The sequence below is a fragment of the Allobosea sp. FG18 genome (genome assembly GCF_057809495.1).
The window spans coordinates 221,025-245,635 of sequence record NZ_JBMDKB010000004.1 but is presented as its reverse complement, the minus strand read 5'-3'; the positions used below and the strand labels follow the sequence as shown (position 1 = coordinate 245,635).

Below are 24,611 nucleotides of genomic sequence, written 5' to 3'. Positions count from 1 at the left end.
AGGTCGGTGAAACATCATCGACCGGATCGGGGGGACACAATGCGCAGATTGCTCGTTGCCGGCCTGCTTCTGATCTGGGGCGTTCTGCCCGCCGTGGCGCGCTCGTCGGCCTGCGACGCGATCGGAGCCTTCGAGCCACGCCGGACGCTTTTCGTGAACAGCGATCACCGCGCGGCCATCGCGTTGCTCGCAGGAGAGCGGAAGTCTGACTTCAACGCTCGCCTCCAGGCCAGCGCCAATGCGCTGGACCGGGCGATCGTCCAGCTCGGCGCGCGCGAAGGCGCCGGCAGCTTCAATGTCGGGTTGTTGCGCTTCGATCTCGGCCGAATGCTCCATTCGGGCGCGAAGATCGACGGCAAGGCGTTCCAGAAGGAGCATAGCGCGGGCATCGAGGCGATGACGAGGAGCGCCGGCTCCAGAGAGCAGGTCGAGGCTCTCGCCGAGGCGATGTCCGATCTTGCCGGCGGGCGTTGGGGATCGCCGGAAACGGGGCTGGTGCCGCGTCTCTATTCCAGCGTCGCCGTGATTTTCGAGCGCCATTTCGGCAGCGACCTGCGCCAGGTTCCCCTGATGCGCACGCTGGCATCGGCCGTGCCCGAGGAAAGCCCGTTGCGGGAAGGCGTGATCCGGTCCCAGATCGCGCTGGCCCAGCGGTTGAATTCGGCGCGGTTCCGCATCGAGGCCAGTATGGACCTGATCGTGTTCGCGCTGGCCAGGAAGCGGATCGATGCGGAGCTGCGCCAATCGGTCGAGCGCCTGCTGCCCGACTATCGCACGAGGCTGGAGATCGACGTCGCGCAGGCGCTGGCCTTCGATCCGGGACCGGATGGGGGCGGCTTCGATTGCCTGATGCTGTCGCAGGCCAAACCGTTCTTCGAGGCGATGCGAGCGCTCGGCATGAAAGCCGAGATCGCCTCGATCCTGCCGCTGGTGATTGCGCGCCGGGGCCTCGAGGTCGAGACGGGGACCGATACGCTCGGCTTCTTCGGCAATCTCGACACGCTCATGAACGGTCGCCTGGTCGATCGGGAGGCTTATCGGCGCGGGATGGAGGTGCTCGGCAGATCCGCGGGGCTCTGCAAGGAGGGACAGAGTGCCTATGACGCCTGCGCCGCCATCGTCAGTGCCGATGCTGCGCGATCGCTCAACGTGCCGGAGGTTGCGCGAGAACTCTACGGAGACGCTGCCCGCTTCCTTGGTGCCGACGGCCGCGACAAGGAGAGCCTGTACAGGGCTCTCCTCGGCCAGGGCGCGCTCGAATTGCAGAGTGGAGTGGTCTCGCGGGCGACAGATCTGCTCGAGCGTGCGGCCAAGGCGAACCAGAACATTCGAACGCGCGTGGACAATTCCGCCGAAGCCGAGCGCCACCCGATGAGGTTGTTCGAGCTGCGAGCCCTGGCCGCGAACGCTGAGGGCGACCAGCTCAAGACGATCGGTATCGTCGAGGAGATGGATCGGGCCGCGGAAACGTTCAAGCGGGACATCGACCGGAAGATGGGCAGCTCGGCAGCCTCCGCTCCCGGAGACCAGCAGCCCGAGGTCGAACTCTCCTTCATCGATGAAGCCCTGCTCAAGCTGCAGATATCGCATCTGCGCCGGCGCTTCTGTTCCGATTGCGGAGAGGATTTCACGCGAAAGGCCGAAGAGCGGATTCTTCAGGTTCTGGGCGGTCGAAGCTCTCTCGCGGCCAAGGCCAAGGCCTATATCGCCACGAACCTGTTCCGCGTGAATCGTCTGGCCGATGCGCAGCGGAAGGAGGCCGCCCAGAGGCTGGTCGGGGATTATCTGGAGGAGAAGAAAGTGAAGGGCGCGGCCGTGCAGATGTACGGGCCAGCCTTCCTGGAATATCTGCAGAAAGTCCCCACGCTCAAGGGCAACAGCGCATCCATCGCCACCGTGATCGCGCTCTACGAAGCGGGACCGGGCGGTTCAGCCTACGCGCCGGAGCCGAATCTGTTCTTCCAGGCGCTTACCGAGCGCGATCCGGTCAAGAAGCGGGCGCTGATCAAGGATCATATTTCGACGCCGCTGGATTCATTGCGTGATTTCGGTGCCGATCAGGACGCCTTCGAAGCCATCGACGACTTCGCCCGCCATCTGCACACGGCCGGGTATTCGATCGCGGCCAGAATGGTGCTGGAGGATTTCGTCCGGCTGTCGCGGCCGGAGAACGAGCCGCGTGCCGACGATGTGCAGTTCGTCAGCGACTATCAGCGCGGTCTCGCCGGGTTGCTCGTCCCCGTCCATGCCCGCCTCGCGCAATTCGCCTACGAGAAGCGGGAATGGGTGGAGGTGCGCTTCCACCTCGCGCGCGTCAGGGCGATCGCCATGGCGCGGCTGTCGCGGGAATGGACGGCGGCGAGCGAGCAGGCCTCGGTTCTGTTTCGCGACTTCAAGCCGGCGCTGCGGCTCTCCGCCCAGCTCGCGACGCGGGTTGCGGCCAATCCGGCGGCAGGCAAGGACGCGGTCGGCTTCGCCGACGCCGCATTCGTCGATCTGCAGCGCGCCATGATGAGCGATACGGCGCTGTCGTTCCTGGCCTCGCAGCGGCGCCGGGTCACCGCCGACGTGACCGTCGCGGACGCGATACGCCGTCGCAGTGAAGCGGAGGCCGGGCTGCAGGAAATCAAATCATTCGGAGAGGGCGGGCGGGCGCTCGATGCTGCCAGGATCGACGCCCTGCAGCGCCGGTTCGAGCAGGCGAGGGAGGTTGCCGCCGGCGCGATCACGCGATTGCTCCCGGTGCCGGAGGAGCTGACCTCGATCGAGTCGATCTCGGTGCCGGCCGCGCAAGCCAAGCTTGCGGCCGGGGAGGGGCTTCTGGTGCTCCACGCGGGCAGCGACGGCGTCTACGGGATGCTCGTCCCCAGAAGCGGCGCCCCCAGAGCGTGGTTCTCGTCGGTCGCGGCGAAGGATCTCGAAGCGCGCATCGCCAGCGTCCGCACCGGCCTCGACGTTTCGGACGGCACGCTGCCGCGCTTTCCCTTCGGCGATGCCCATGCCTTGTTCGAACAGCTGCTGGGGCCGGTGCGCAGCGAGGTCGGCTCGCTTTCGCGGCTGATCGTGGTGGCGGATGGGCCCTTGCAGGCGCTTCCGCTGGGCGTTCTTCCGCTCAGCGTGCCGGCAACGGAGCCCACGTCGCCTGCGGATTACCGCTCGGCCAAGGCGGAGTGGCTCGCGCTCGGCCCGTCGATCCTGTACCTGCCCGGCATCCGCTCGCTGGAGACGCGAGGCCGCGGACAATTGGCCAGCAAGGCGCCGCAGCGCTTCTTCGGGATCGGCGATCCGCAGCTTGCCGGCAGCCCGGGCTCGATCCGGTCCGTCGACGTATCTGCGGCGCTGTCGCGGCGCTCGCTCGCCGATCCCGACGCGCTGCGCCGCCTGCCGGCGCTTCCCGAGACGGCACAGGAGATCAAGGCGCTGTCGACCGCTTTCGGCGCACGGCCTCAGGATATCCTGCTCGGAGGGCAAGCCACGGAAGCCGCGCTCCGTCAGCAGCCGCTCGATGCGTATCGGATCATCGCTTTCGCCACGCACGGGCTGGTCACGGGCGATCTCGACGGGCTTGCCGAGCCCGGCCTCGTCCTGACGCCTCCGGCGAAAAGCAGTGCGGAGGATGATGACATCCTGACGATGAGCGAAATCGCGCAGATGCGCCTTGATGCGGAGCTCGTCATCCTGTCCGCCTGCAACACGGCCTCGTCGGATGGCCGCGCGGGAGCGACGGGCCTGTCGGGCCTTGCCCGAGCATTTCTCGCCAGTGGCGCCAGGAGCCTGATCGTCACGCATTGGGCCATTCCCTCCGGGCCGACGGTCGCATTGATGACGAAGTCGGCGCGTGACATGGCGGCCGCCCCGCAGCGCGGCTGGGACTATGCTCTGCGCTCGGCGGTCCGCGAGCTGATCGCGGTGGAGGGGCCGGCCGAATACGCCCACCCGGCGAACTGGGGAGCGTTCGTGGTCTTCGGCATGCAGAGCTAGAAGGAACGGCTGCGCGGCTGCCGTCGCAGCCTGTGAGGATGGACTGGCTGCCCCTGATCGCGGGAAGGGGCATAACCATCCAGAATACACCCTGCCTGATTTCGACTTGGACAGCTTGGGATCGCTCCGCCCACACTGTCTCAAAGAATTGAAATCGAGGGGGTGCATGATGAAGAATTCCGTTATCGGGCTTGCTGGTCTGATGCTCGCCGCCTGCCTGCCAGCCGCGGGGCAGGCCCAGGAGACCGTGCTGCGCGTCGCCGCCGACGGCGACGTCTCGACGCTCGATGCGCATCGTGCCAGCGCCACCAGCGACAAGAGCGTGGTCGGCTGGATCTATAACGGGCTCGTTCGCTTCAAGCCGGGTAGCGCTGATCCCAAGGATATCGAGCCGGATCTGGCCGAGCGCTGGGAGCAGTCGCCGGATGGCAAGCTCTGGACCTTCCACTTGCGCAAGGACGTCAGGTTTCAGGGCGACTGGGGCACGCTTTCGGCCGATGACGTCGTCTATTCGCTCCAGCGCTCGGCCGATCCCAAGCGCTCGACCTTTTCCTCGGATTTCGCGGCGGTCGACAAGGTCGAGAAGCTCGACGACCTGACCGTGCGTGTCACCTTGAAGTACCCGGACGTCAATTTCCTCGGGCGGGTGACGAATTATCACGGCGGCAACATCGTCAGCCGCAAGGCCGCGGAGCAGCTCGGCGACAAGTTCGGCGGCCGCCCCGTCGGCACCGGCCCCTTCGCCTTCGTCGAGCAGGTGACGCAGCAATACGTCAAGCTCGCCGCCAACCCGACCTATTTCCGCGGCAAGCCGAAGATCGACACGATCATGGTGCGCAACATCCCTTCGGACAGCGCCCGCGAGCTCGCCTTCACCTCGGGCGAGGTCGACCTGATGTATGCCAAGCGTGAGCAGCGCTGGGTCGATTCCGCCCGCAAGCGCCCCGGCTTCAATGTCGAGATTTTCCGGCCGGGCGAGTACCGGCTGCTCCACATCAACCAGAGCGTGCCGCCGCTCGACGACATCCGCGTGCGCCGCGCCATCGCCGCCGCGGTCAATACCGACGACCTCGTGCGCTATGTCGGCAAGGATGTCGGGCCGAAGGGCTGCTCGGTGGTGCCGCCCGGCTATCTCGGCGAGGATTGCTCCGTCCGCTATGCCTTCGACCTCGCCAAGGCCAAGGCCCTGCTGGCCGAGGCCGGCCACAAGGACGGTATCACGGTCAAGGCCATCGTCTCCAACATCTCGGCGCAGCAGCCGATCATGGAGATCATCCAGGCGCAGCTCGCCAAGGCGGGGATCAAGCTCGACATGCAGGTCGTCGACCACGCGACCTATCAGAGCCAGACGCGCAAGGACCTGAGCGGCGTGGTGTTCTACGGCGCGGCGCGCTTTCCGATCGCGGACACCTATCTCAGCGAGTTCTTCCACTCGCGCGCCACGGTGAACACGCCAACCGCGGCGACCAATTTCTCGCATTGCAAGGTTGGCGACAAGGAGATCGAGCAGGCGCGCACCGCCTCCGACGCCGAGGCGCAGAAGGCCCTGTGGAAGGAAGCCCAGCGCAAGATCATGGAGGATGTCTGCGCGATCCCGCTGTTCGAGCTGCGGCAGGTCTGGGCGCGCAGCGACCGGCTCGATTTCGGCTACGAGCTGAAAGGTTCGATGAACCTGGCTCCGGCGATTACCGAAGCCACGACGCTGAAGGCGCGCTGAAGCGGGCGCGAGATGTGAAACGGCGGGGACCGCGTGTCGGATTTGGCCATGTCGCGGCCTTCCGCCGGCCCCCCTTGACGGTGCAGCTGCGCGCGGGCGACCACGCGCGGCTGCTGCAGGCTCTAGCGAACGTTCGGCTCAGTCCGGCATAAGGATGGTCCGCGATATCTCCGCGGCCGCGTGCCGGGCGCCTTCGAGGAAGGCGCCGACCAGCCGGGCGTTGCGGCTCTCGCGGATGTGGCACAGCTGGAAGTCGAGCTTGACGGCGGGCTCGAAGCGTCGGATCGCCACCCTGCCGCGCAGGCCCCCGACGGCCGATGGGTGAACCAGCGATATGCCGACGCCGGCAGCGACGAACTCGCACAAGGTCGGCGAAACCCCCACCACCATGACGACATTGGGCGCGACGCCATGAGCGTCGAAAACCTGCCCGATGCGCCGGTTCGTGAAGCTCTCCGGATCGAATGAGACGAAGTCGACCCCGTCGATATCGGCCGGCTTGATCACGCTCTTCTCCGCCAGCGGGTGCGCGAGCGGCATGATGCAGACGAGCGGATGGGCCATCAGCGGCTCGGACGCGATGTAGGGATTGTCGATCGGCGCCACGGTGAAGCCGACATCGAGTTTCCGGGTGAGGAGCCCGTCCGCAATCCATTGCGAGCTGCGCGACTGAACCGAGCAGAAGACCTTCGGCTGACTGGCGAGAAAGCGGCAGGTCGCCTGCTGGATGAAAGCGCCTGAGAGGGCCGGCATCACACCGATCAATAGCCGGCTCTGCTCGTCGCGGCGGATGGCGTCGACGGCGTTCTCGACCTGGCGCACGCCGGCGAAGATCCGGTCGATCTCCTCGTAGAGCCGCATGCCGCGCCGCGTCGCCGCCAGGCGCCCCTTCACCCGGTCGAAGAGCTGCAGGCCCGTATCCGCTTCTAGATGCGCGATCAGCTTGCTCATCGCCGGCTGGGAGATGTTGATCATCTCGGCCGCGCGGCTCACCGTCCCGTATTCGATCACCGCCTTGAAGGCCTCGACCTGTCGCAGGTTGAGCCGTCTGACCATGCCATAACCCTGAAGAATAGGAGGGAGAGAAATACGACTTTGACGAAATACAACATGGCTTCCTAACGTCACGGTCGGCAAGGGAAATTCGCATGCGGCCGGACATCATCGTCATCGGAGGGGGAACGGTCGGGGCGGCTATCGCCTATGGCCTCGCGCGGCGGGCCGAGAAGGTCCTGCTGCTCGATGGCGAGGACGGCGACTTTCGGGCGGCGCGTGCCAATTTCGGGCTGGTCTGGCTGCAGGGCAAGGGCCTCGGCATGCCCGCTTATCAGGCGCTGACGCGCCACAGCATCGCCTTGTGGCGCGCTTTTTCCGACGGGCTCGAGGCTGAGACGGGAACCGACCTCTGCTACGAGCAGAACGGCGGCCTGGTCTTCTGCCTGGGGGAGGACGGCTTCGAGAAGCGGCGTCTCGAGATGATGCGCCTGCACAACCAGCGCGGCGCCGGCGAGCCGGACTGGGAGATGCTCGACCGGCAGGCGCTGGAGCGTCTCCTGCCGAAAGCGGGGTTGGGCCCCGACGTGTCGGGCGCGAGCTTCGGCCGCCATGACGGCCACACCAATCCGCTCCGGCTTCTGGCGGCCCTGCATGGCGGGCTGCTGCGCCTCGGCGGCGGCATCCGCCACCGTTCGCGGGTCGAGCGGATCGAGAGGGCCGGCGCCGATTTCAGGCTCGTCCTGGCTGGTGAGACGCTGAGCGCGCCCCGCATCGTCATCGCCGCCGGGCTCGGCTCGGCGGAACTTGGTCGGCAGGTTGGGCTCGATGTGCCGTTGCATCCGGAACGCGGCCAGGTTCTCGTCACCGAAAGGCTCGCCCCCTTCCTGCCGCTGCCGGTGAGCGGCCTGCGCCAGACGACCGAGGGCACGGTGATGATCGGCGCGACCAAGGACAGGGTCGGCCTCGACGCCTCGACGACGACGGAGGCGGCGGCCGGGCTGAGCCGCAAGACGGTCAGGCTGATCCCCGCCCTCGCGCATGTCGGGCTCGTCCGGCAATGGGCCGGCCTGCGGATCATGACGCCCGACAGCTACCCGATCTATGCCCAGTCCGAGAGCCATCCCGGCGCCTTCGTCGCGCTTTGCCATTCCGGCGTGACGCTCGCGGCCTTCCACGCCGAGATTCTGGCCGGGGCGATCGCCGCCGGCTCGCTGCCCGAGAACTTTTCTCCCTTCCACCAGAGACGCTTCGATGTTCCGCAAGCTGCATGATCCGGGGCCGGCCACCGTGACGGTCCATATCGACGGGCGCCCGGTCAGGGCCGAAGTCGGTGAAAGCATCGCCGCGCTGCTGCTGCGCCAGCCCGAAGGCTGGAGCCGGACGACGCCGGTCTCCGAAAGCCGCCGCGCGCCCTACTGCATGATGGGCGTCTGCTTCGAATGCCTCGTCGAGGTCGATGGTCAGGGCTCCGTGCAGGGATGCCTGACGCCGGTGCAAGACGGCATGTCCGTCACCCGGCAGCAAGGCCGCCGGAGCCTCTCGGCATGAGCAACGAACATTCGGACCTCAGCCATACCGATCTCCTGATCGTCGGCGCCGGACCTGCCGGAATGGCCGCCGCCGTGACGGCGCGCCAACACGGCCTTTCCGTGCGGGTCGTCGACGACCAGCCGGCGCCCGGCGGCCAGATCTGGCGGGCCGTCGAAACCGTCGCCGCGACGCCGCGCCTCGCCCGCCTGGGCGAGGCCTATCGGGCGGGTGTCGACCGGGCCGCCGCCTTCCGCGCCTGCGGCGCGCTCTACGAGCCGCAGGCGCAGCTCTGGCAGATCGAGCCGGGCTTTCGTGCCTTCCTGACCCGCGAGGGCAGGGCGCGCAGCGTCACGGCGGAGGCGATCATCCTCTCCACCGGCGCGCAGGAGCGGCCGGTGCCGTTCCCGGGCTGGACGCTGCCTGGCGTGCTGACGGTCGGTGCTGCGCAAATCCTGCTGAAGACCGCCGATTCCGTGCCGGACAAGCCGGTCTGGATCGCCGGATGCGGACCGCTGCCGCTGCTCTACATGACGCAGCTCCTGGCGGCGGGCGGGCGGATCGCCGGCTTCCTCGACACCACGCCTCGCGGCCGTCTCGGTCCGGCCTTGCGCCATCTGCCGCAGGGGATCGCGCGATTCGGCGACCTTCTGAAGGGTCTGTCCTGGTCGCTCGCGCTGAAGCGGGCCGGTTTCCCGATCATCCGCCACGTCGCGGAGTTGCGGGCCGAGGGCGACGGGCGCCTCGAAAGCCTGCGCTACCGCTCGCAGGACGGCCGGGAGGCGCAGGTCGCGGCCGAGGTGCTGCTCGTCCATGAAGGCGTCGTGCCGAACATCCACGCCGCGCTCGCGCTCGGCTGCGCGATGCAATGGAATGCCGGCCAGCATTGCCAGGTCCCGGTGCTTGACGCCTGGGGCGAGACCACGCAGGCGAAGATCTTCGTCGCCGGCGACGGCGCCGGCATCGGCGGGGCCGAGGCTGCTGAACCGCGTGGACGGCTTGCGGCGCTGCGGGCCGCGAGCAAGCTTGGAAGGCTGGACGAGGGCGCCGCTGAAGCCACGGCACGAACCGAACGGGCGACGCTTGCGCGTGCGCTTGCGATACGCCCCTTCCTCGATGCGCTCTACGCACCGCGCCCTCAGGTCTTCGCGCCGGCCGACGAGACGCTGGTCTGCCGCTGCGAGGAGGTGACCGCCGGGGAGCTGCGCAGCCGCGCGGCACAGGGGCGGCCCGGCCCGAACCAGCTCAAGGCCTTCACCCGCGCCGGCATGGGGCCGTGCCAGGGACGGCAATGCGGTTACACCATGGCCCATATCGTCGCCGCCGTTCAGGACAGGCCGGTCGAGCAGGTTGGCTTCTACCGCATCAGGCCGCCGCTGAAGCCGGTGACGCTGGGCGAGCTTGCCAGCCTCGACGAACGGGAGCCCGCCGCATGAACGCGGAAAGCTTCGACGTCGCGGTCGTCGGTGGCGGTCTCCACGGCCTTTCAGCCGCGCTGCATCTGGCCCGCGCCGGCCGGCGCGTCGTGGTGATCGAGCGGCGCTGGACCGGCCGGCACGCCTCGGGCGCGACGGCGGCTGGTGTGCGCACGCTCAACCGCGACCTCGCGGAGGTACCGATCTCGCTGGAGGCCATGGCGATGTGGCACCGGATCGAGGAGATCGTCGGCGACGATTGCGGGTTCCAGGCGCAGGGCCAGCTCAATGTCGCGGAGCGGGACGAGCACATGCCGACCCTCGTGCAACGCGAGGCGAGGATGCGCGGCCTCGGCTATGCGCATGAGGAGCTGATCGACGCGAGGGAGCTGCGCCGCCTGGTGCCCGCGCTGAGCCCGCATTGCGTCGGTGCGCTGGTGGCGCGGCGCGACGGCGCCGCCGATCCGCACCGGACCATCCTGGCCTTTCGCCGCGCTTGCGAGGCGGAAGGCGTCGTCATCGCCGAGGCCTGCGGCGTCGAGACGGTCGACCGGCAAGGGGAGGACTGGCTGCTCGTTTGCGGCGCCCGTCGCTTTCGCGCGCCCGTCGTCGTCAATGCGGCCGGCGCCTGGGCGGGGCGGCTCGCGGCATTGTTCGGCGACGACATCGCGCTCGGCGTGCGCGCTTCCATGATGATCGTGACGGAGCGCCTCGCGCCGCTGCTCGACCCCGTCGTCAGCGTCGTCGGCCGGGCGCTCTCCTTCAAGCAGGCGAGCCAGGGCACGCTCGTGATCGGCGGCGGCCTGCAGGGCGCGGCCGATCTCGACCGGGAGCGCAGCACGGTCAATTTCCGCGAGCTCGCCAAGGGCGCGCGCGCCGCCAGCGACCTCTTCCCGGCCGTGCGCGGCGTGCGCATCGCCCGCTGCTGGACGGGGATCGAGGCGCAGACGCGCGACCGACTGCCAGTGATCGGCGCTTCGCCCGATGTCGCCGGGCTGGTCCATGCCTTCGGCTTCTCCGGCCACGGCTTCCAGCTCGTGCCGGTCGTCGGGGCGATCCTCGCCGAGCTCGTCGTCGAGGGCCGCACCCGCCGCGAGATCGCGGCCTTCGCGCCGCAACGCCTGATGCAGGAAAGGGTCGCCGCATGACGGGCTTCTTCGTCAGACGTCTTCTGCTCGCCATACCGACGCTGTTCGTGATGCTGACGGCGATCTTCGTGCTGGTCCGGCTCGTGCCGGGCGATGCCGCCACCGTCATTCTCGGCGACCAGGCGAGTGCCGCCTCGCTCGCGGCGCTGCGCGAGAAGCTCGGCCTCGACCAGCCGGTCCATGCCCAGTATCTCGCCTTCATCGGCAAGATCCTCACCGGCGATCTCGGCCAGTCGCTCAGCAGCGGCCGCAACGTCATCCACGAGGTGCTGCTCGTCCTGCCCTCGACCATCGAGTTGACCGTCGCCGCCATCGTGATCGGCCTCGCCTTCGGTCTGCCGCTCGGCGTCGCGGCGGCGCTCGCCCGCAACGGCTGGGTCGATTACGTCGCGCGCATCGTCTCGCTGGTCGGCCTGTCCTTCCCGGCCTTCGTCTCGGGCATCCTGATGCTGATCGTCTTCGCGATCCAGCTCGGCTGGTTCCCCGTGCTCGGCAACACCAGCGGTTCCGGCGATCTGGCGGAGAGGCTGCGGGCGCTGGCGCTGCCGGCGCTCAATCTCGGCATCATCATGACCGCCTATGTGATGCGCGTGACCCGCGCGGCGATGCTCGGCGTGCTGACCGAGGACTATATCCGCACTGCCCGCGCCAAGGGCGTCAGCCCCGGCCAGCTCGTCGTGACGCATGCGCTGCGCAACAGCCTGATCCCGATCATCACGGTGGTCGGGCTCTATTTCGGCACGCTGATCGGCAATTCCGTGCTGACCGAGATCATCTTCAACCGTCCGGGCCTGGGCAAGCTGATCATCGGTGCATTGAACGCCCGCGACTACACGCTGCTGCAGGGGCTGATGATCATCTTCGCCATCTGCGTGATCGTCGTGAACACGCTGACGGACCTGGCCTATGGCCTCGTCGATCCGAGGGTGAAATACACATGAGCGCCGTCGCCACCACGACCGTCGACATCCGGCCGGGCGGCCTCTGGCTCGCCTTCAGCCAGAACAGGCTCTCCTGGATCGGTCTCCTCCTGCTCGCGTTCATCATCTGCGTAGCAGTGCTCGCGCCCTGGATCGCGCCGCATGATCCACTCGAGCAGAACATCGTCGCCCGGCTCGAGCCGCCTTCGGCCGAGTTCTGGCTCGGCACCGACTCCTATGGGCGCGACGTGCTCTCGCGCCTGATCTACGGCGCCCGCATCTCGCTCTTCGTCGGCTTCTTCGCGATCCTGATCGCGATGCTGGTCGGCACGGCGATCGGCGTCGCCGCCGGCTATATCGGCGGCCTCTTCGACCAGATCGTCATGGGCGTGCTCGACGTGATGCTCGCCTTTCCGACACTGCTGCTCGGCCTGATGATCGCCGCGATGCTCGGGGCGAGCCTTGAGAACCTGATCATCGCGATCGCGGTGACCGAGATCGCGCCCTTCGCCCGTGTCGCCCGCGCTCCGACGATCACGCTGCGCCAGCGCGATTTCGTCGAGGCGAGCCGCTCCTATGGCTGTGGCCCGTTCCGGATCATGACGCGGCATATCCTGCCCAACATGCTCTCCGACGTCGTGGTGATGAGCTCGCTCTGGTTGGCCTCGGCCATCCGCACCGAAGCCTCGCTGAGCTTCATCGGGCTCGGCGTGCCGCCGCCGGCCGCGACCTGGGGCGGCATGATCCGCGAGGGCTTCGAGAACATCCTCGACGCCTGGTGGCTCGCCGTTTTCCCGAGCCTGGCGATCCTGCTGACGGTGTTCGCGCTCAACCTGCTCGGCGATGCGCTGCGCGATGCCGCCGATCCGCGATCCCGCGCGCGATGACGGCGCGATAAAACAACGGCCTGGAGTGCATCCGCGCTTGGAAGAATCGCGGATGCACTCCAGCGCTCAATCGTCGTTTGTTCCCTCTGCGTCCAGGATCTGCTGGACCTCATCGGAAAAGCGGTTTTGTACATATCCTTGCGGTCGGAGCCTATGAAGCGCCGTCCGGATCAGCCCAGCGCTCCGCATTCTCGCAGAGCAATTCGCTGAAGCGCGTCTCCACCCATTTTTCCGGTGGGCGCAGTTGGCGCCCCTGGCGCCAGAGCATCCGCACCGAAAGCGGCGGCAAGGCGAGGGATGGGCAGTCGACCGAACAAAGAGGCGTCGAGCCGTTCGCCGCCGTCACGAATTGACGCAAATGATCCAGGGACCACTCCATCCCAGCAATCTATCGAAATTGATGATGCATTCTATCTTTTTCAATCGGAATGATTGGTGCTTCTGGCCGCCATTGTGAAACTCTATGGGGCTCCTCGATGCGCGCGCGTCCGTGGTTGTTCTTGCTTGCTGCGATCGGTGCCGAGCTGATTGGCGTAACGACGATGAAATTGGTGGCAGATAGTGGTGCGCTATACGCCGTTGCCCTTGTGTACATTCCGATGGGGTTGAGCTTCTTCTTTCTTTCGCTCGCGGTGAAGGTGCTGCCCGTCGCCATGGCTTACGCGACCTGGGAAACGGTCGGCCTCATTGCCGTGACGGCTATCAGTTATCAGGTCTTCGGCGAGAGCCTGGGCTGGCTGAAGCTGGGAGGGATCGCCTTGCTGGTCCTGGGTGTGGTGCTCGTCAATGCCGGCGCGCCGAAAGAGGCGGCGTAACCATGCAGAACGCCCAGTTTGTCCACCTTGCCTGGATGGTTGGCGCCATCGGGCTGGAGGTTGCGGCCAACGTCTTCATCAAGCTGTCCGATGGGTTCCGGAAGCTCGCCGCCGGGTTTGCGGGAATCGGATGCATCCTGCTCTCCGTGGCGGCGCTGTCCCAGGCGATCCACGGGATCGATCTGTCGGTCGCCTACGCATTGTGGGGCGGGGCCGGCATCGTCCTGACGGCGTTGGCTGGCTTCGTGCTTTTCAGGCAGAGATTGGCGGGGCGCGGCTGGATCGGCATCGCCTTCGTGGTGGCCGGCATTTCGGTCCTGAGACTGGCCTGAGGGTTGTTCCGGCGGGAAGGGCCATCGCGCCTCCGGTCTCAGCGCGCGTCGATCACGTCCTGGACCGTTTCGAAGAAGCTGCGCACCAGCGGCAGGCGCTGGCGCTCGGCTCGGCAGACAATGTACTCGCCGACGTCGAAATCGGCCCCTGTGATGATGATGCGCTTCAGGCCGGCCTCCGGCCTGAACTCGGCGGCGAAGACGACGCCGATCCCGAAACCGAAGGCCACGGCCTCACGCACGGCCTCGCGCGACTGCACCTCCAGCAGGTTCGCCGGCTTGATGCCGGCCGTGGAGAGCCGGTTCTCGAAGACCTCGCGCGTGATCGAGCCGCGCTCGCGCAGCACGATGTCCTGGCCGGCGAAGGCCTCTATCGGAATCTGGTCGTGCCGCGCCAATTCATGCTGGTCGGAGACGAAGGCGACGAGATCGTCGGAGCGCAGCCGGACGCTGTGGATGCGCGGATCGGAATTGGCACGCGCGGTGATCGCCACATCGGCGGCGAAATCCATGATCTGGTCGACGACCTCGGAGGAGTTGCCGATCGTCAGAGAGAAGGTCAGGCCGGGATAGCGCTCGCGCATGCGGGCGAGCGCCGGCATGACATGGGTGGCGCTGTCGGCGGCGATCCGCAGATGGCCGCGCTGGAGCGTGCGGCTGCCGGCGAGAAGCGATTCCGCCTCGTCCTCCGCAGAGAACAGTTTGGTCGTGATGACGAAGAGGCTCTGCCCGAGCGGGGTCAGCTTCACCTGCCGGCCGGCGCGGTCGAAGAGCCTGACGCCATAGGCATCTTCCAGCCCGCGGACCTGGGCGGAGAGGGTGGGCTGGCTGACATGGCGCGTCTTCGCAGCGCCGGTGAAGCTCTGCGCCTCGGCGACCGCATGGAACGCGGCGAGGCCGGAATAGCTGATGGTCATCTTCTATAGGTCCTATCTATAGGAGATATGGAAACGATGTATTGGACCTATGTCAATCGCGGTCCTAGCGTCCGGGTCATCCGCCGCAACACATCGCGAGACCATCATGGCCCAGGCCCGCCGCCCTGCCTCCTCCGAAACCGGTGACCCGCTCCTCCTGACCCCCGGCCCGCTGACCACCAGCAAGGCCATCAAGGAGGCGATGGTGCATGACTGGGGCTCGCGCGACGCGACCTTCGTCGGCATCAACAAGGCGGTTCTGGAAGAGCTGCCGAAGATTATCCATGGTGGCGAGGACTTCGTCACCGTGCCGATGCAGGGCTCCGGCACCTTCGCCGTCGAGGCGATGCTGACCACCTTCGTGCCGCGCGACGGCAAGATCCTGGTCCTGATCAACGGCGCCTATGGCCAGCGCGCCAAACGCATCCTGGAGATCGCCGGCCGCGCCGTTGCCGTGCACGAGACCGCCGAGGACACCCCGCCGGATCTCGCCGAGGTCGACCGCATGCTGGTCGCCGATGCCGGCATCACCCACATCTTCACTGTCCATTGCGAGACGACGAGCGGCATCCGCAACCCGGTCGAGGCGATCGCCGCGCTGGCCAAGCGCCATGGCCGTCGCCTGCTGGTCGACTCCATGAGCGCTTTCGGCGCCCTGCCGCTCGACAGCCGCGAGGTCTATTTCGACGCCGTCGCCGCCTCCTCGAACAAATGCATCCAGGGCGTTCCCGGCCTCGGCTTCGTCATCGCCCGCAAGAGCGCGCTGGCCGAGACCAAGGACAACGCCACCACGCTGGTGCTCGATCTCTACGACCAGAATGCCGGCTTCGAGCGCACCGGCCAGTACCGCTTCACGCCGCCGATCCACGTCATCGTCGCCTTCCACGCGGCTTTGCAGGAATTCTGGGCCGAGGGCGGCGTCGCTGGGCGCGGCGAGCGCTATGCCGAGAATGCCCGCATCCTGATCGAGGGCATGGAAGGGCTCGGCTTCCGAACGCTGCTGCCGGCGGCCCGGCAGGCGCCGATCATCGTCACCTTCCACATGCCCGAGGACAAGAATTTCGTCTTCCAGCGCTTCTACGACGCGCTGAAGGACGCCGGCTACGTCATCTATCCCGGCAAGCTGACGGTCGCGGACAGCTTCCGCATCGGCTGCATCGGCGCGCTCGGTGCGCAGGACATGCGCGCCTTCGTCGCCACAGTGTCGGATGTCCTTGATGAAATGGGCGTCGGCCTGAAGTCGGCCGCGTGAGGAGCCCTGAGATGACAATGCACACGAAGATCGGCGCGGATGTCGTTGCGAACGGCCGTAATTATGCCCGGCCGCAGCGCCCGACGGTGGTGATCTGCATGGACGGCTCGGAGCCGGCCTATATCGAGGCGGCCAGCGCCAAGGGCCTGACGCCGAACCTCGACCGGATCATGAAGACCGGCGCCAGCACCCATGCCTATTCGGTGATCCCGAGCTTCACCAACCCGAACAACCTTTCGATCATCACCGGCCGCCCGCCGGCCGTGCACGGCATCGCCGGCAACTTCTTCTATGACCGCGAGGCCAAGGAAGAGGTGATGATGAACGATGCCCGCTTCCTGCGGGCGCCGACCATCCTCGCGGAGTTCCAGAAGACCGGCCACAAGGTCGCGATGGTCACCGCCAAGGACAAGCTGCGCACGTTGCTCGGCAAGGGGCTCGACTTTGCGTCCGGCAGCGCGATCGCCTTCTCCTCGGAGAAGGCCAACAAGGCCAACAAGGCGGAAAACGGCATCGAGAACGTGCTCGATTTCGTCGGCATGCCCGTGCCGTCGGTCTACTCGGCCGATCTCTCCGAGTTCGTCTTCGCCGCCGGCGTCAAGCTGCTGGAGACGTTCAAGCCGGACCTGATGTATCTCTCGACCACCGACTATGTGCAGCACAAGGCTGCGCCCGGTTCGGAGATGGCCGATAGCTTCTACGCCATGTTCGACGGTTATGTCGGCAAGCTCGACGCGCTCGGCTGCACGCTGGTCATCACCGCCGACCACGGCATGAACGACAAGCATCTCGCCAATGGCGAGCCGGATGTCGTCTATCTCCAGAGCCTGATGGACGAGTGGTACGGCCGGGGCACGATGCGCGTGATCCTGCCGATCACCGATCCTTACGTCGTCCATCACGGCGCGCTCGGCTCCTTCGCCACGGTCTATCTGCCGGATGGCGCCAGCCAGGAAGAGGTTGCGGCCCGCATCTCCGGCCTCGACGGCATCGCGCTGGCGGTAACCTCCGCCGAGGCCTGCGAGCGCTTCGAACTGCCGGCCGACCGGATCGGCGATGTCGTGGTCGTCTCGACGCGCCAGAAGGTGATCGGCACTTCGCCGGACAGGCACGATCTTTCGGGCCTGACCGAGCCGCTGCGCTCGCATGGCGGCATCACCGAGCAGCGCGTGCCGATGATCGCCAACCGCCCGATCACGGTGCCGGAGGGCCGAACCTTACGCAATTTCGACGTCTTCGACGTCGCCCTGAACCTGGTGAGCTGAGATGAACGCTGCGGTGAAGCCGCCGGTGCGGCGCGAGGCGATGCGCATCGCCGGCAAGCTGGTCACGACCGACGACATGGTCGAGGTCAAGAACCCCTATGACGACAGCCTCGTCGGCCTGATCCCGGCGGCCCGGCCCGAGCATGTCCGCGAGGCCTTCGCCAAGGCCAAGGCCTTCAAGCCGACGCTCTCGCGCTACGAGCGTCAGCAGATCCTGCAGAAGACCGCCGAGTTGCTGCGCGACCGCAAGGAGCTCTTCGCCAAGCTGATCACGGCGGAAGCCGGCCTGTGCTGGAAGGACTCGCTCTATGAGGCGAGCCGCGCCTACGACGTCTGGTCCTTCGCGGCGCAGCTCACCATCAAGGACGATGGCGAGATGTTTTCTTGCGACATCTCGCCGAACGGCAAGGCGCGCAAGATCTTCACCACACGCCAGCCGCTGCTCGGCGTGATCTCGGCGATCACCCCGTTCAACCACCCGCTCAACATGGTCAGCCACAAGCTGGCCCCGGCGATCGCGACCAATAATCGCCTCGTGCTGAAGCCGACCGAACTGACCCCGCTGACCGCGCTGGCGCTCGCCGACGTGCTCTATGAAGCCGGCCTGCCGCCGGAGATGCTCTCGGTCGTCACCGGCAATCCCTCGACCATGGGCGACGCCATGATCACCGATCCTGATGCGGATCTGGTGACCTTCACCGGCTCCGTCCGTGTCGGCAAGCACATCGCCGACAAGGCCGGCTACAAGCGCATCGTGCTGGAGCTCGGCGGCAACGACCCACTGATCGTCATGGAGGATGCCGATCTCGACAAGGCGGCGGAGCTTGCCGTCACCGGCGCGACCAAGAATTCGGGCCAGCGCTGCACGGCGGTGAAGCGCATCCTGGTGGTCGAGAGCGTCGCAGACGCCTTTTCCAAGCTGGTCGTCGAGAAGGCCAAGAAGCTGAAATGCGGTGACCCGATGGATCCGGAAACCGATGTCGGCTGCGTCATCAACGCCCGCTCGGCCGCGCTCTTCCAGGCCCGCGTCGACGATGCCGTGACCAAGGGCGCAGAGGTGCTCCACGGCAAGCGGGCGGAGGGAGCGCTGTTCCATCCGACCGTGGTCGACAAGATCCCCTACACCTGCGAGCTGGTGCATGAGGAGACCTTCGGCCCGGTGATCCCGATCATCCGCGTGCCCGACGACATCGCCGAGGTCATCAGGATCTCCAACTCCACCGCCTATGGTCTCTCTTCCGGCATCTGCACGAACCGCTACGATTACATCCAGCGTTTCGTCGCCGATCTCGAGGTCGGCACGGTCAATCTCTGGGAAGTGCCGGGCTACCGGATCGAGATGTCTCCCTTTGGCGGCATCAAGGATTCCGGCCTCGGCTACAAGGAGGGTGTCGTCGAGGCCATGAAATCCTTCACCAACGTCAAGACGTGGTCGATGCCCTGGACCGCGTGAAACAAGAAAAGCCAACGCAGGCGGAGCGATCCGCCTGCGTTTTCGTCTGTCAGGGGAAGAAAACGTCGCAAGAGCGTTCAAACCAATCGAAAAACAGGGGATGAGAACATGAAGAACTGGCTTGCTTCCTGCGTCATCGGGGCTATCGCGCTCGCGCTTCCCGGCATGGCTCACGCACAGAAGACGAAAGTGACCGTCTACACCGCCCTGGAGAATGACCAGCTCGCGCCCTTCAAGGCCTCGATCGAGAAGGCCGTGCCCGAGGCGGAGGTCGTCTGGGTCCGTGACTCGACCGGCGTGATTACCGCCCGCTTCCTCGCCGAGAAGGACAATCCCCGTGCCGACATGGTGATGGGGCTGGCGGCGTCGAGCCTGCTGATGTTCGAGAAGGCCGGCCTGCTCGAGACCTACAAGCCCGCCGGCGCCGACGCGCTGAAGCCGGTCTTCCGCGACAGCAAGGAGCCCTATACCTGGACCGGCATGGACGCCTATCTCGGCGTTGTCTGCTACAATACCGCCGAGGCCAAGGGCGTGGCCGTTCCCAGCTCCTGGAAGGACCTGCTCAACCCGGCCTTCAAAGGCAAGATCGTGATGCCGCACCCGGCTTCGTCGGGCACCGGCTACCTCATGGTCGCTGGCTGGCTGCAGAGCATGGGCGAGGCCGAAGGCTGGAAGTTCATGGACGGGCTGCATGAGAATATCGGCGCCTACCTTCATTCCGGCTCGGCGCCTTGTGTCCAGGCCGCGCGCGGCGAGCGCACGATCGGGCTGGCGCTCGACATGCGCGGCGCCTCCGAGAAGAGCAAGGGCGCGCCGATCGAGGTTGTGATCCCGAAGGAAGGCGTGGGCTGGGAGATGGAAGCCAGCGCCATCGTCAAGGGCTCCAAGAACCTCGCGCTCGCCAAGAAGATCGCCGACTGGTCGACGACCAAGGACGCCAACGAGCTCTATTCCAAGACCTATGCCATCGTCGCCGCGCCGGGCGTCGGGACCAAGCCGGCGAACTACCCCGCCAACGCCGAGGCGGGCATGATCAAGAACGATCTCGGCTGGATGGCCGATAATCGCGACCGCGTGCTCGCCGAATGGTCGAAGCGCTACGAGTCCAAGGCTGTGCCGAAGAACTGAGCCTCAGCCATGCCGCCGTCCGTGCGGGCGGCGGCATGGTCTGTGCAAGACGTAAGAGAAGCCTCGCCGCCAGTGCGGGGCGGGTCTCTGCCCGTTCATATGAAGGCCGGCACGATGTCCACGATGACGACCCCATTTCTTTCGGTCCGCAACCTCGCCAAGAGTTTCGGCGCGTTCCGGGCGCTGCACGACATCGACCTCGACATCCATCGCGGCGAGTTCGTCTGCTTCCTCGGCCCGTCCGGCTGCGGCAAGACGACCTTGCTGCGGGCGGTCGCCGGCCTCGATCTCCAGGATAGCGGCACCATCCATATGGGCGGCCGCGACGTGTCGCGGGCGAGCCCGTCCGAGCGCGATTTCGGCATCGTCTTCCAATCCTACGCGCTCTTCCCCAATCTCACCGTCGCCGACAATGTCGGCTACGGGCTGGTCAACCGCCGCCGCACCCGCGATGAGATCACCAAGCGCGTCGCCGAGTTGCTGACGCTCGTCGGCCTGCCTGAGCAGGGCAAGAAATATCCGGTCCAGCTCTCGGGCGGCCAGCAGCAGCGCGTGGCGCTGGCGCGCGCTCTCGCCACCTCGCCGGAACTGCTCCTGCTCGACGAGCCGCTCTCGGCGCTCGATGCCAAGGTCCGGGAGCGCCTGCGCGACGAGATGCGCTCGCTGCAGCAGCGGCTGGGGGTGACCACGATCATGGTGACCCATGACCAGGAGGAGGCGCTCGCCATGGCCGACCGCATCGTCGTGATGCGCGACGGCGCCGTCGAGCAGGTCGGCTCGCCCGAGGAGATCTACCGCCGCCCCGCAACGCCCTTCGTCGCCGATTTCGTCGGACACATGACCTTCATGGATGCGATCGTGACCGGACCCGGCAAGGTAAGGGTCGACGAACTCGACCTCGTCGTCGCCAATGCCGCGCCCTTCGCCGCAGGCACGCCGGTGCGTCTGGCGATGCGGCCGGAGGAGGTCCGCACCCGCGGCATCGGCGCGGAGACGCCGAACCGCTTCGAGGCGACGATCGGGGATCTCGCCTTCCTCGGCTCCTTCTGCCGGGCGCATCTCCAGCCTACGGGCTCGCGCGCGACCCGGATCGCCGCCGACTTCTCGTCCAATGCCATGCGCGATCTCGGGATCGTGCCGGGCCAGGTGCGCACCGTCGCCTTTCCGCCCGAGGCCCTGCACGTCTTCGCCGGGGAGGGACGATGAGCGATCTCGCACAGCCCCTGCCGATGACCGATACGCCCGTGAAAGTCTCGGCGCCGCGGATCAGCGAACGCCATGTTGCCGGGGCGCTGATCCTGGCGCTCTGCGCGGTGCTGGTCCTGATCATCGCGCTGCCGCTCTGGGCGCTGCTCTCCAAGAGCCTGGAGAACACGGACGGCAAGTTCGTCGGGCTCGCGAATTTCGTCAGCTACGCGACGACGCCCGCGCTGTTCTATTCGCTGTTGAACAGCCTGCTCGTCGCCGGCGTGACCACGGCGATCGTGGTGCCGCTCGCCTTCCTCTATGCCTATGCTTTGCGCCGCAGCTGCATCCCGGCCAAGGGGGCCTTTTATGCCGCGGCGATGGTGCCGGTCTTCGCGCCCTCGCTGCTGTCGGGCCTCGCGCTGATCTATCTCTTCGGCAACCAGGGCATCCTGAAATCCTGGATGATGGGCGCCTCGCTCTACGGCCCCGTCGGCATCATCGCCGCCGAGGTGCTCTATTGCTTCCCCCACGCGATGCTGATCCTCGTCACGGCTTTGGCGCTCTCCGATGGGCGCTTGCGCGAGGCGGCGGACGCGATGGGCACTTCGCGTTGGCGCATCTTCCACACGATCACCCTGCCGGGCGCGCGCTATGGCGTGATCAGCGCGACCTTCGTCGTCTTCACGCTGGTCATCACCGATTTCGGCATTCCCAAGGTGATCGGCGGGCAGTTCAGCGTGCTGGCGACCGACGCCTACCGGCAGGTCGTCGGCCAGCAGAACTTCCCGATGGGCGCCGTCGTCGGCATCATTCTGCTGGTGCCGGCCGTGCTCGCCTTCTTCGTCGACCGCGTTGTGCAGCGGCGCCAGAGCGCCATGCTCTCGGCCCGCGCCGTGCCTTACGTCCCCAAGCCGGATCGGCACCGCGACCTCGCGCTTCTCGGCTTCGTCAGCCTGATCGCACTCGCCATCGTCGGCCCCTATGCCGTCGCCTTCTGGGGCTCCTTCGTCAAATACTGGCCCTATAATCTCTCGCTGACCCTGGGCAACTACGACTTCTCCACGGTTGAGCCGGATGGCTGGGGGCCGTATCACAACTCGCTGCTGCTGGCTTCGCTGACGGCGTTGATCGGCACGGCGCTGATCTTCACCGGCGCCTACCTGATCGAGAAGGTGAAGCTCTTCCCGCGGCTGCGCGGCTTCGCCCAGTTCCTGGCGATGCTGCCGATGGCGGTGCCCGGTCTCGTGCTCGGCCTCGGCTATGTCTTCTTCTACAATGCCGGCTGGAACCCGCTCGGCTTTCTCTACGGGACGCTGGCGATCCTGGTGATCAACACCGTCGCGCATTTCTACACGGTCGGCCACATCACGGCGCTGACCAGCCTGAAGCAGCTCGACGGCGAGTTCGAGTCGGTCTCGGCCTCGCTCAAGGTGCCGTTCTGGTCGACCTTCCGCCGCGTGACCGCGCCGATCTGTCTGCCCGCGATCCTCGACATCGCCGTCTATGTCTTCGTCAATGCGCTGACCACGGTCTCCGCCGTGATCTTCCTCTACGGGGCCGACACCAAGCTCGCCTCGATCGCGATCGTCCATATGGACGAGGCCGGCGCGATGGCCTCCGCCGCGGGCATGGCGAGCGTCATCATGGTCACCGCCATTGCCGTGAAGCTCGCCCATGTCGGCCTCGACCAATTGGTCTTCGGCCGCCTGCAGCAATGGCGCCAGCGCTAGGTACGGGTTGCGGCAGCGGGCATTGCCCTGCCGCCGCGGCTCGCTAGGCTGCGGAACCGAACCTCTGGGGATAGAGACCAGCGTGCGCCTTGGAGTGATCGCCGATATCCATGGAAACCTGCTGGCGCTCGAAGCGGTGCTGGCCAGGCTCGACGACCTATCCGTCGATCGCCTGATCAATCTCGGCGATTGCGCCTCCGGGCCGCTCTGGCCGGCCGAGGCGGTCGCCTTGCTGCGCTCGCGCGAGATCACCCATGTCCGGGGCAATCACGACCGGGCGTTGGGCGCGGCCTCGGCCCTGGGGCTCGGCGAGTCGGACGGTTACGCCTGGCAGGCGCTCGACCCGGAAGCCCGCGCCTGGCTCGCCGGATTGCCGGTCGAGATCACGGTCGAGGGCGCGCTCTGCTTCCATGCCAGCCCCGGGGATGATGAAACCTACCTGATGGAAGAGGAGCATGACGGCCATCTCATGCCGTCGCCGATCGCCACGATCGAGCAGCGCCTCGCCGGGCGCTCAGCCCCGCTGATGCTCTGCGGGCACAGCCATCTGCCGCGTGCGGCGCGCCTGAGCTCCGGTGCGATCGTGCTCAATCCCGGCAGCGTCGGGAACCCCGCTTATCGCGACACGAATCCGGCCCATGTCTCCGAGAGCGGCATGCCGCATGCCCGCTTCGCCGTGGTGACGCTCGGCGCGGAGATCGCGATCGAGCACCATCTCGCCGTCTACGACTGGGAGCATGCCGCGCGTCGCGCCGAGCAGAACGGTCGCGCCGATTGGGCGCATGCGCTGCGGACGGGCAGGGTGCTACCCTAGCGTCAGAGACTGGCCGCGCAGGGACCGCGCCAGCGCAAAAAAGGCCTGAATCGCCTTGCTGTTGCGGCGTTCGTGCAGGCAGATCAGCTTCTCGTGCATCAGCAGCGCCGGCCCGTCGAGTGGGATGCGGACGAGCCGCGGATCGTCCTCGCCGAACTCGGCAGCCGAGACGAAGCCGATGCCGCCGCCCGCCGCCACGATGGCGCGCACCGCTTCGCGGCCCTCCGCCTCCACGGCATAGGCGAGGGCGACGCCCTGTTCCGCCGCCCGCTGCTCCAGCAACTGCCGCGTGCGCGATCCGCGTTCGCGCATGACCAGTGGCCAGCTCGCAAGCTCTTGAAGGGTAAGGCTTGCGCGCCCCGCCGCCGGGTGGTCCTTCGCGACAAAGGCGATGATCGGTGAGACATTGAGCGGCAGCACTTCGAACGGCCGCTCGTCGGCGAGTTCGCCGAGCACGCCGATCTCGGCATCGTAGCCGATCAACGTCTCGACGATGCTGCCGGTATTGCCCTGCGAGATCGAGACCTGGATGCCGGGATGGCGCCCGCGGAAGGCCGTGAGCACATCAAGCACATGATGCACGGAATCGGCGACGATCCTGAGGGCGCCGGTCCGCAGCGAACGCTCCTCCTGCAGCAGCTCCAGCGCCTCGCCCTCAGCCCCGAACAGGCGATGCGTGACGGCGAGCAGCCTCTGGCCGGCCGGCGTCAGGACGACCTGTCGATGGCGACGGCTGAACAGCGCGACATCGTACTCCTCTTCCAGCTTGCGGACCTGATCCGAAATCGCCGGCTGGGTGAGATTGAGCGCGAGCGCTGCTTTCGAGAAGCCGCCGGACAGCGCGACCTGATGGAAGGCCCGGAGCTGGACATAACGCATGGCGGGCGGAACCTCGGAAAAATCGATCCGGAATGATATCGCTAGAATTTATACTTGGATATGAAATAGCGATTTTTCAGATCGACGAAGCAAGGGCATTCTGAGACGAGAGAGTCCCCCTGGAGCCTGCTGATTTCCGACAGAACCACCGCGTCATCCCGGGCAAGCGGCGAAGCCGCGCAGATCCGGGATCCATTATGGGGCTCCGGAGCCCTCCGATGGATCCCGGGGCAAGCCCGGAATGACG

The 24,611-nt window shown here is 66.8% G+C and carries 20 protein-coding genes; 17 read left to right on the top strand and 3 right to left on the bottom strand.

The features are described from left to right. Window positions 1-39: 39 nt before the first annotated feature. Complete coding sequence (locus ACODTJ_RS06950) at window positions 40-3,981, top strand: CHAT domain-containing protein (RefSeq protein ID WP_488847957.1); 3,942 nt, start codon at window positions 40-42, stop codon at window positions 3,979-3,981. Window positions 3,982-4,147: 166 nt separating this feature from the next. Continuing rightward, window positions 4,148-5,698 (top strand): ABC transporter substrate-binding protein, encoded by a 1,551-nt coding sequence (locus ACODTJ_RS06945; RefSeq protein ID WP_454657243.1) that lies wholly within the window; start codon window positions 4,148-4,150, stop codon window positions 5,696-5,698. A 138-nt stretch (window positions 5,699-5,836) separates the two neighbouring features. On the opposite strand, the gene ACODTJ_RS06940 is transcribed toward ACODTJ_RS06945, so the two are convergent. Continuing rightward, on the bottom strand, window positions 5,837-6,754 hold the full coding sequence (locus ACODTJ_RS06940) for a LysR substrate-binding domain-containing protein (protein ID WP_454657242.1): 918 nt from the start codon (window positions 6,752-6,754) through the stop codon (window positions 5,837-5,839). Window positions 6,755-6,846: 92 nt separating this feature from the next. Here ACODTJ_RS06940 and ACODTJ_RS06935 point away from each other — a divergent pair, with 92 nt between their 5' ends. The 8 genes from ACODTJ_RS06935 (at window position 6,847) to mdtI (ending at window position 13,738) form a co-directional block, all read left to right on the top strand. Further along, window positions 6,847-7,965: an NAD(P)/FAD-dependent oxidoreductase gene (locus ACODTJ_RS06935; protein WP_454657241.1), complete on the top strand. Its 1,119-nt coding sequence runs from the start codon at window positions 6,847-6,849 to the stop codon at window positions 7,963-7,965. Then, a complete protein-coding gene (locus ACODTJ_RS06930; protein WP_454657240.1) occupies window positions 7,946-8,242 on the top strand; it encodes a (2Fe-2S)-binding protein in 297 nt (98 codons plus the stop codon). The genes ACODTJ_RS06935 and ACODTJ_RS06930 overlap by 20 nt, the downstream gene beginning before the upstream one ends. Then, window positions 8,239-9,657, top strand: a complete 1,419-nt coding sequence (locus ACODTJ_RS06925) for an FAD/NAD(P)-dependent oxidoreductase (RefSeq protein ID WP_454657239.1) — start codon at window positions 8,239-8,241, stop codon at window positions 9,655-9,657. The genes ACODTJ_RS06930 and ACODTJ_RS06925 overlap by 4 nt, the downstream gene beginning before the upstream one ends. Continuing rightward, window positions 9,654-10,784 (top strand): NAD(P)/FAD-dependent oxidoreductase, encoded by a 1,131-nt coding sequence (locus ACODTJ_RS06920; protein WP_454657238.1) that lies wholly within the window; start codon window positions 9,654-9,656, stop codon window positions 10,782-10,784. Before ACODTJ_RS06925 ends, ACODTJ_RS06920 begins: the two co-directional genes overlap by 4 nt. After that, window positions 10,781-11,725, top strand: coding sequence for an ABC transporter permease (locus tag ACODTJ_RS06915; RefSeq protein ID WP_454657237.1), 945 nt, complete (start codon window positions 10,781-10,783; stop codon window positions 11,723-11,725). The genes ACODTJ_RS06920 and ACODTJ_RS06915 overlap by 4 nt, the downstream gene beginning before the upstream one ends. After that, on the top strand, window positions 11,722-12,591 hold the full coding sequence (locus ACODTJ_RS06910) for an ABC transporter permease (protein WP_454657236.1): 870 nt from the start codon (window positions 11,722-11,724) through the stop codon (window positions 12,589-12,591). Before ACODTJ_RS06915 ends, ACODTJ_RS06910 begins: the two co-directional genes overlap by 4 nt. Before the next feature lie 476 nt (window positions 12,592-13,067). Next, complete coding sequence (locus ACODTJ_RS06905) at window positions 13,068-13,406, top strand: DMT family transporter (protein WP_454657235.1); 339 nt, start codon at window positions 13,068-13,070, stop codon at window positions 13,404-13,406. A 2-nt stretch (window positions 13,407-13,408) separates the two neighbouring features. Continuing rightward, a complete protein-coding gene (gene mdtI, locus ACODTJ_RS06900) occupies window positions 13,409-13,738 on the top strand; it encodes a multidrug/spermidine efflux SMR transporter subunit MdtI (RefSeq protein ID WP_454657234.1) in 330 nt (109 codons plus the stop codon). Between the two features lie 38 nt (window positions 13,739-13,776). Here the strand turns inward: mdtI and ACODTJ_RS06895 are convergent, their stop codons facing one another. Continuing rightward, window positions 13,777-14,655: a LysR substrate-binding domain-containing protein gene (locus ACODTJ_RS06895; protein ID WP_454657233.1), complete on the bottom strand. Its 879-nt coding sequence runs from the start codon at window positions 14,653-14,655 to the stop codon at window positions 13,777-13,779. 106 nt (window positions 14,656-14,761) lie between these two features. On the opposite strand from ACODTJ_RS06895, the gene ACODTJ_RS06890 reads away from it, so the two are divergent. From ACODTJ_RS06890 to ACODTJ_RS06860, 7 genes are all read left to right on the top strand, one after another. Beyond that, window positions 14,762-15,907, top strand: coding sequence for a 2-aminoethylphosphonate--pyruvate transaminase (locus tag ACODTJ_RS06890; RefSeq protein WP_454657232.1), 1,146 nt, complete (start codon window positions 14,762-14,764; stop codon window positions 15,905-15,907). A gap of 17 nt (window positions 15,908-15,924) precedes the next feature. Beyond that, on the top strand, window positions 15,925-17,172 hold the full coding sequence (phnA, locus tag ACODTJ_RS06885; protein WP_454659003.1) for a phosphonoacetate hydrolase: 1,248 nt from the start codon (window positions 15,925-15,927) through the stop codon (window positions 17,170-17,172). Between the two features lies 1 nt (window position 17,173). Continuing rightward, window positions 17,174-18,625 carry a phosphonoacetaldehyde dehydrogenase gene (phnY, locus tag ACODTJ_RS06880; protein ID WP_454657231.1) on the top strand — a complete coding sequence of 484 codons (1,452 nt, stop codon included), beginning with the start codon at window positions 17,174-17,176 and terminating at the stop codon, window positions 18,623-18,625. Between the two features lie 108 nt (window positions 18,626-18,733). Then, window positions 18,734-19,753: a putative 2-aminoethylphosphonate ABC transporter substrate-binding protein gene (locus ACODTJ_RS06875; protein WP_454657230.1), complete on the top strand. Its 1,020-nt coding sequence runs from the start codon at window positions 18,734-18,736 to the stop codon at window positions 19,751-19,753. 123 nt (window positions 19,754-19,876) lie between these two features. Continuing rightward, the gene (locus ACODTJ_RS06870) at window positions 19,877-20,959 is read left to right on the top strand and encodes a putative 2-aminoethylphosphonate ABC transporter ATP-binding protein (protein WP_454657229.1); all 1,083 of its coding nucleotides are present in this window, start codon (window positions 19,877-19,879) and stop codon (window positions 20,957-20,959) included. Next, a complete protein-coding gene (locus ACODTJ_RS06865) occupies window positions 20,956-22,671 on the top strand; it encodes a putative 2-aminoethylphosphonate ABC transporter permease subunit (protein WP_488847948.1) in 1,716 nt (571 codons plus the stop codon). Before ACODTJ_RS06870 ends, ACODTJ_RS06865 begins: the two co-directional genes overlap by 4 nt. A gap of 82 nt (window positions 22,672-22,753) precedes the next feature. Continuing rightward, entirely contained in the window at window positions 22,754-23,485 is a 732-nt protein-coding gene (locus ACODTJ_RS06860) for a metallophosphoesterase family protein (RefSeq protein WP_454657227.1), read from the top strand. On the opposite strand, the gene ACODTJ_RS06855 is transcribed toward ACODTJ_RS06860, so the two are convergent. Continuing rightward, entirely contained in the window at window positions 23,477-24,364 is an 888-nt protein-coding gene (locus tag ACODTJ_RS06855; protein WP_488847946.1) for a LysR substrate-binding domain-containing protein, read from the bottom strand. The two genes, ACODTJ_RS06860 and ACODTJ_RS06855, sit on opposite strands and share 9 nt — an antisense overlap. Between the last annotated feature and the right edge of the window lie 247 nt (window positions 24,365-24,611).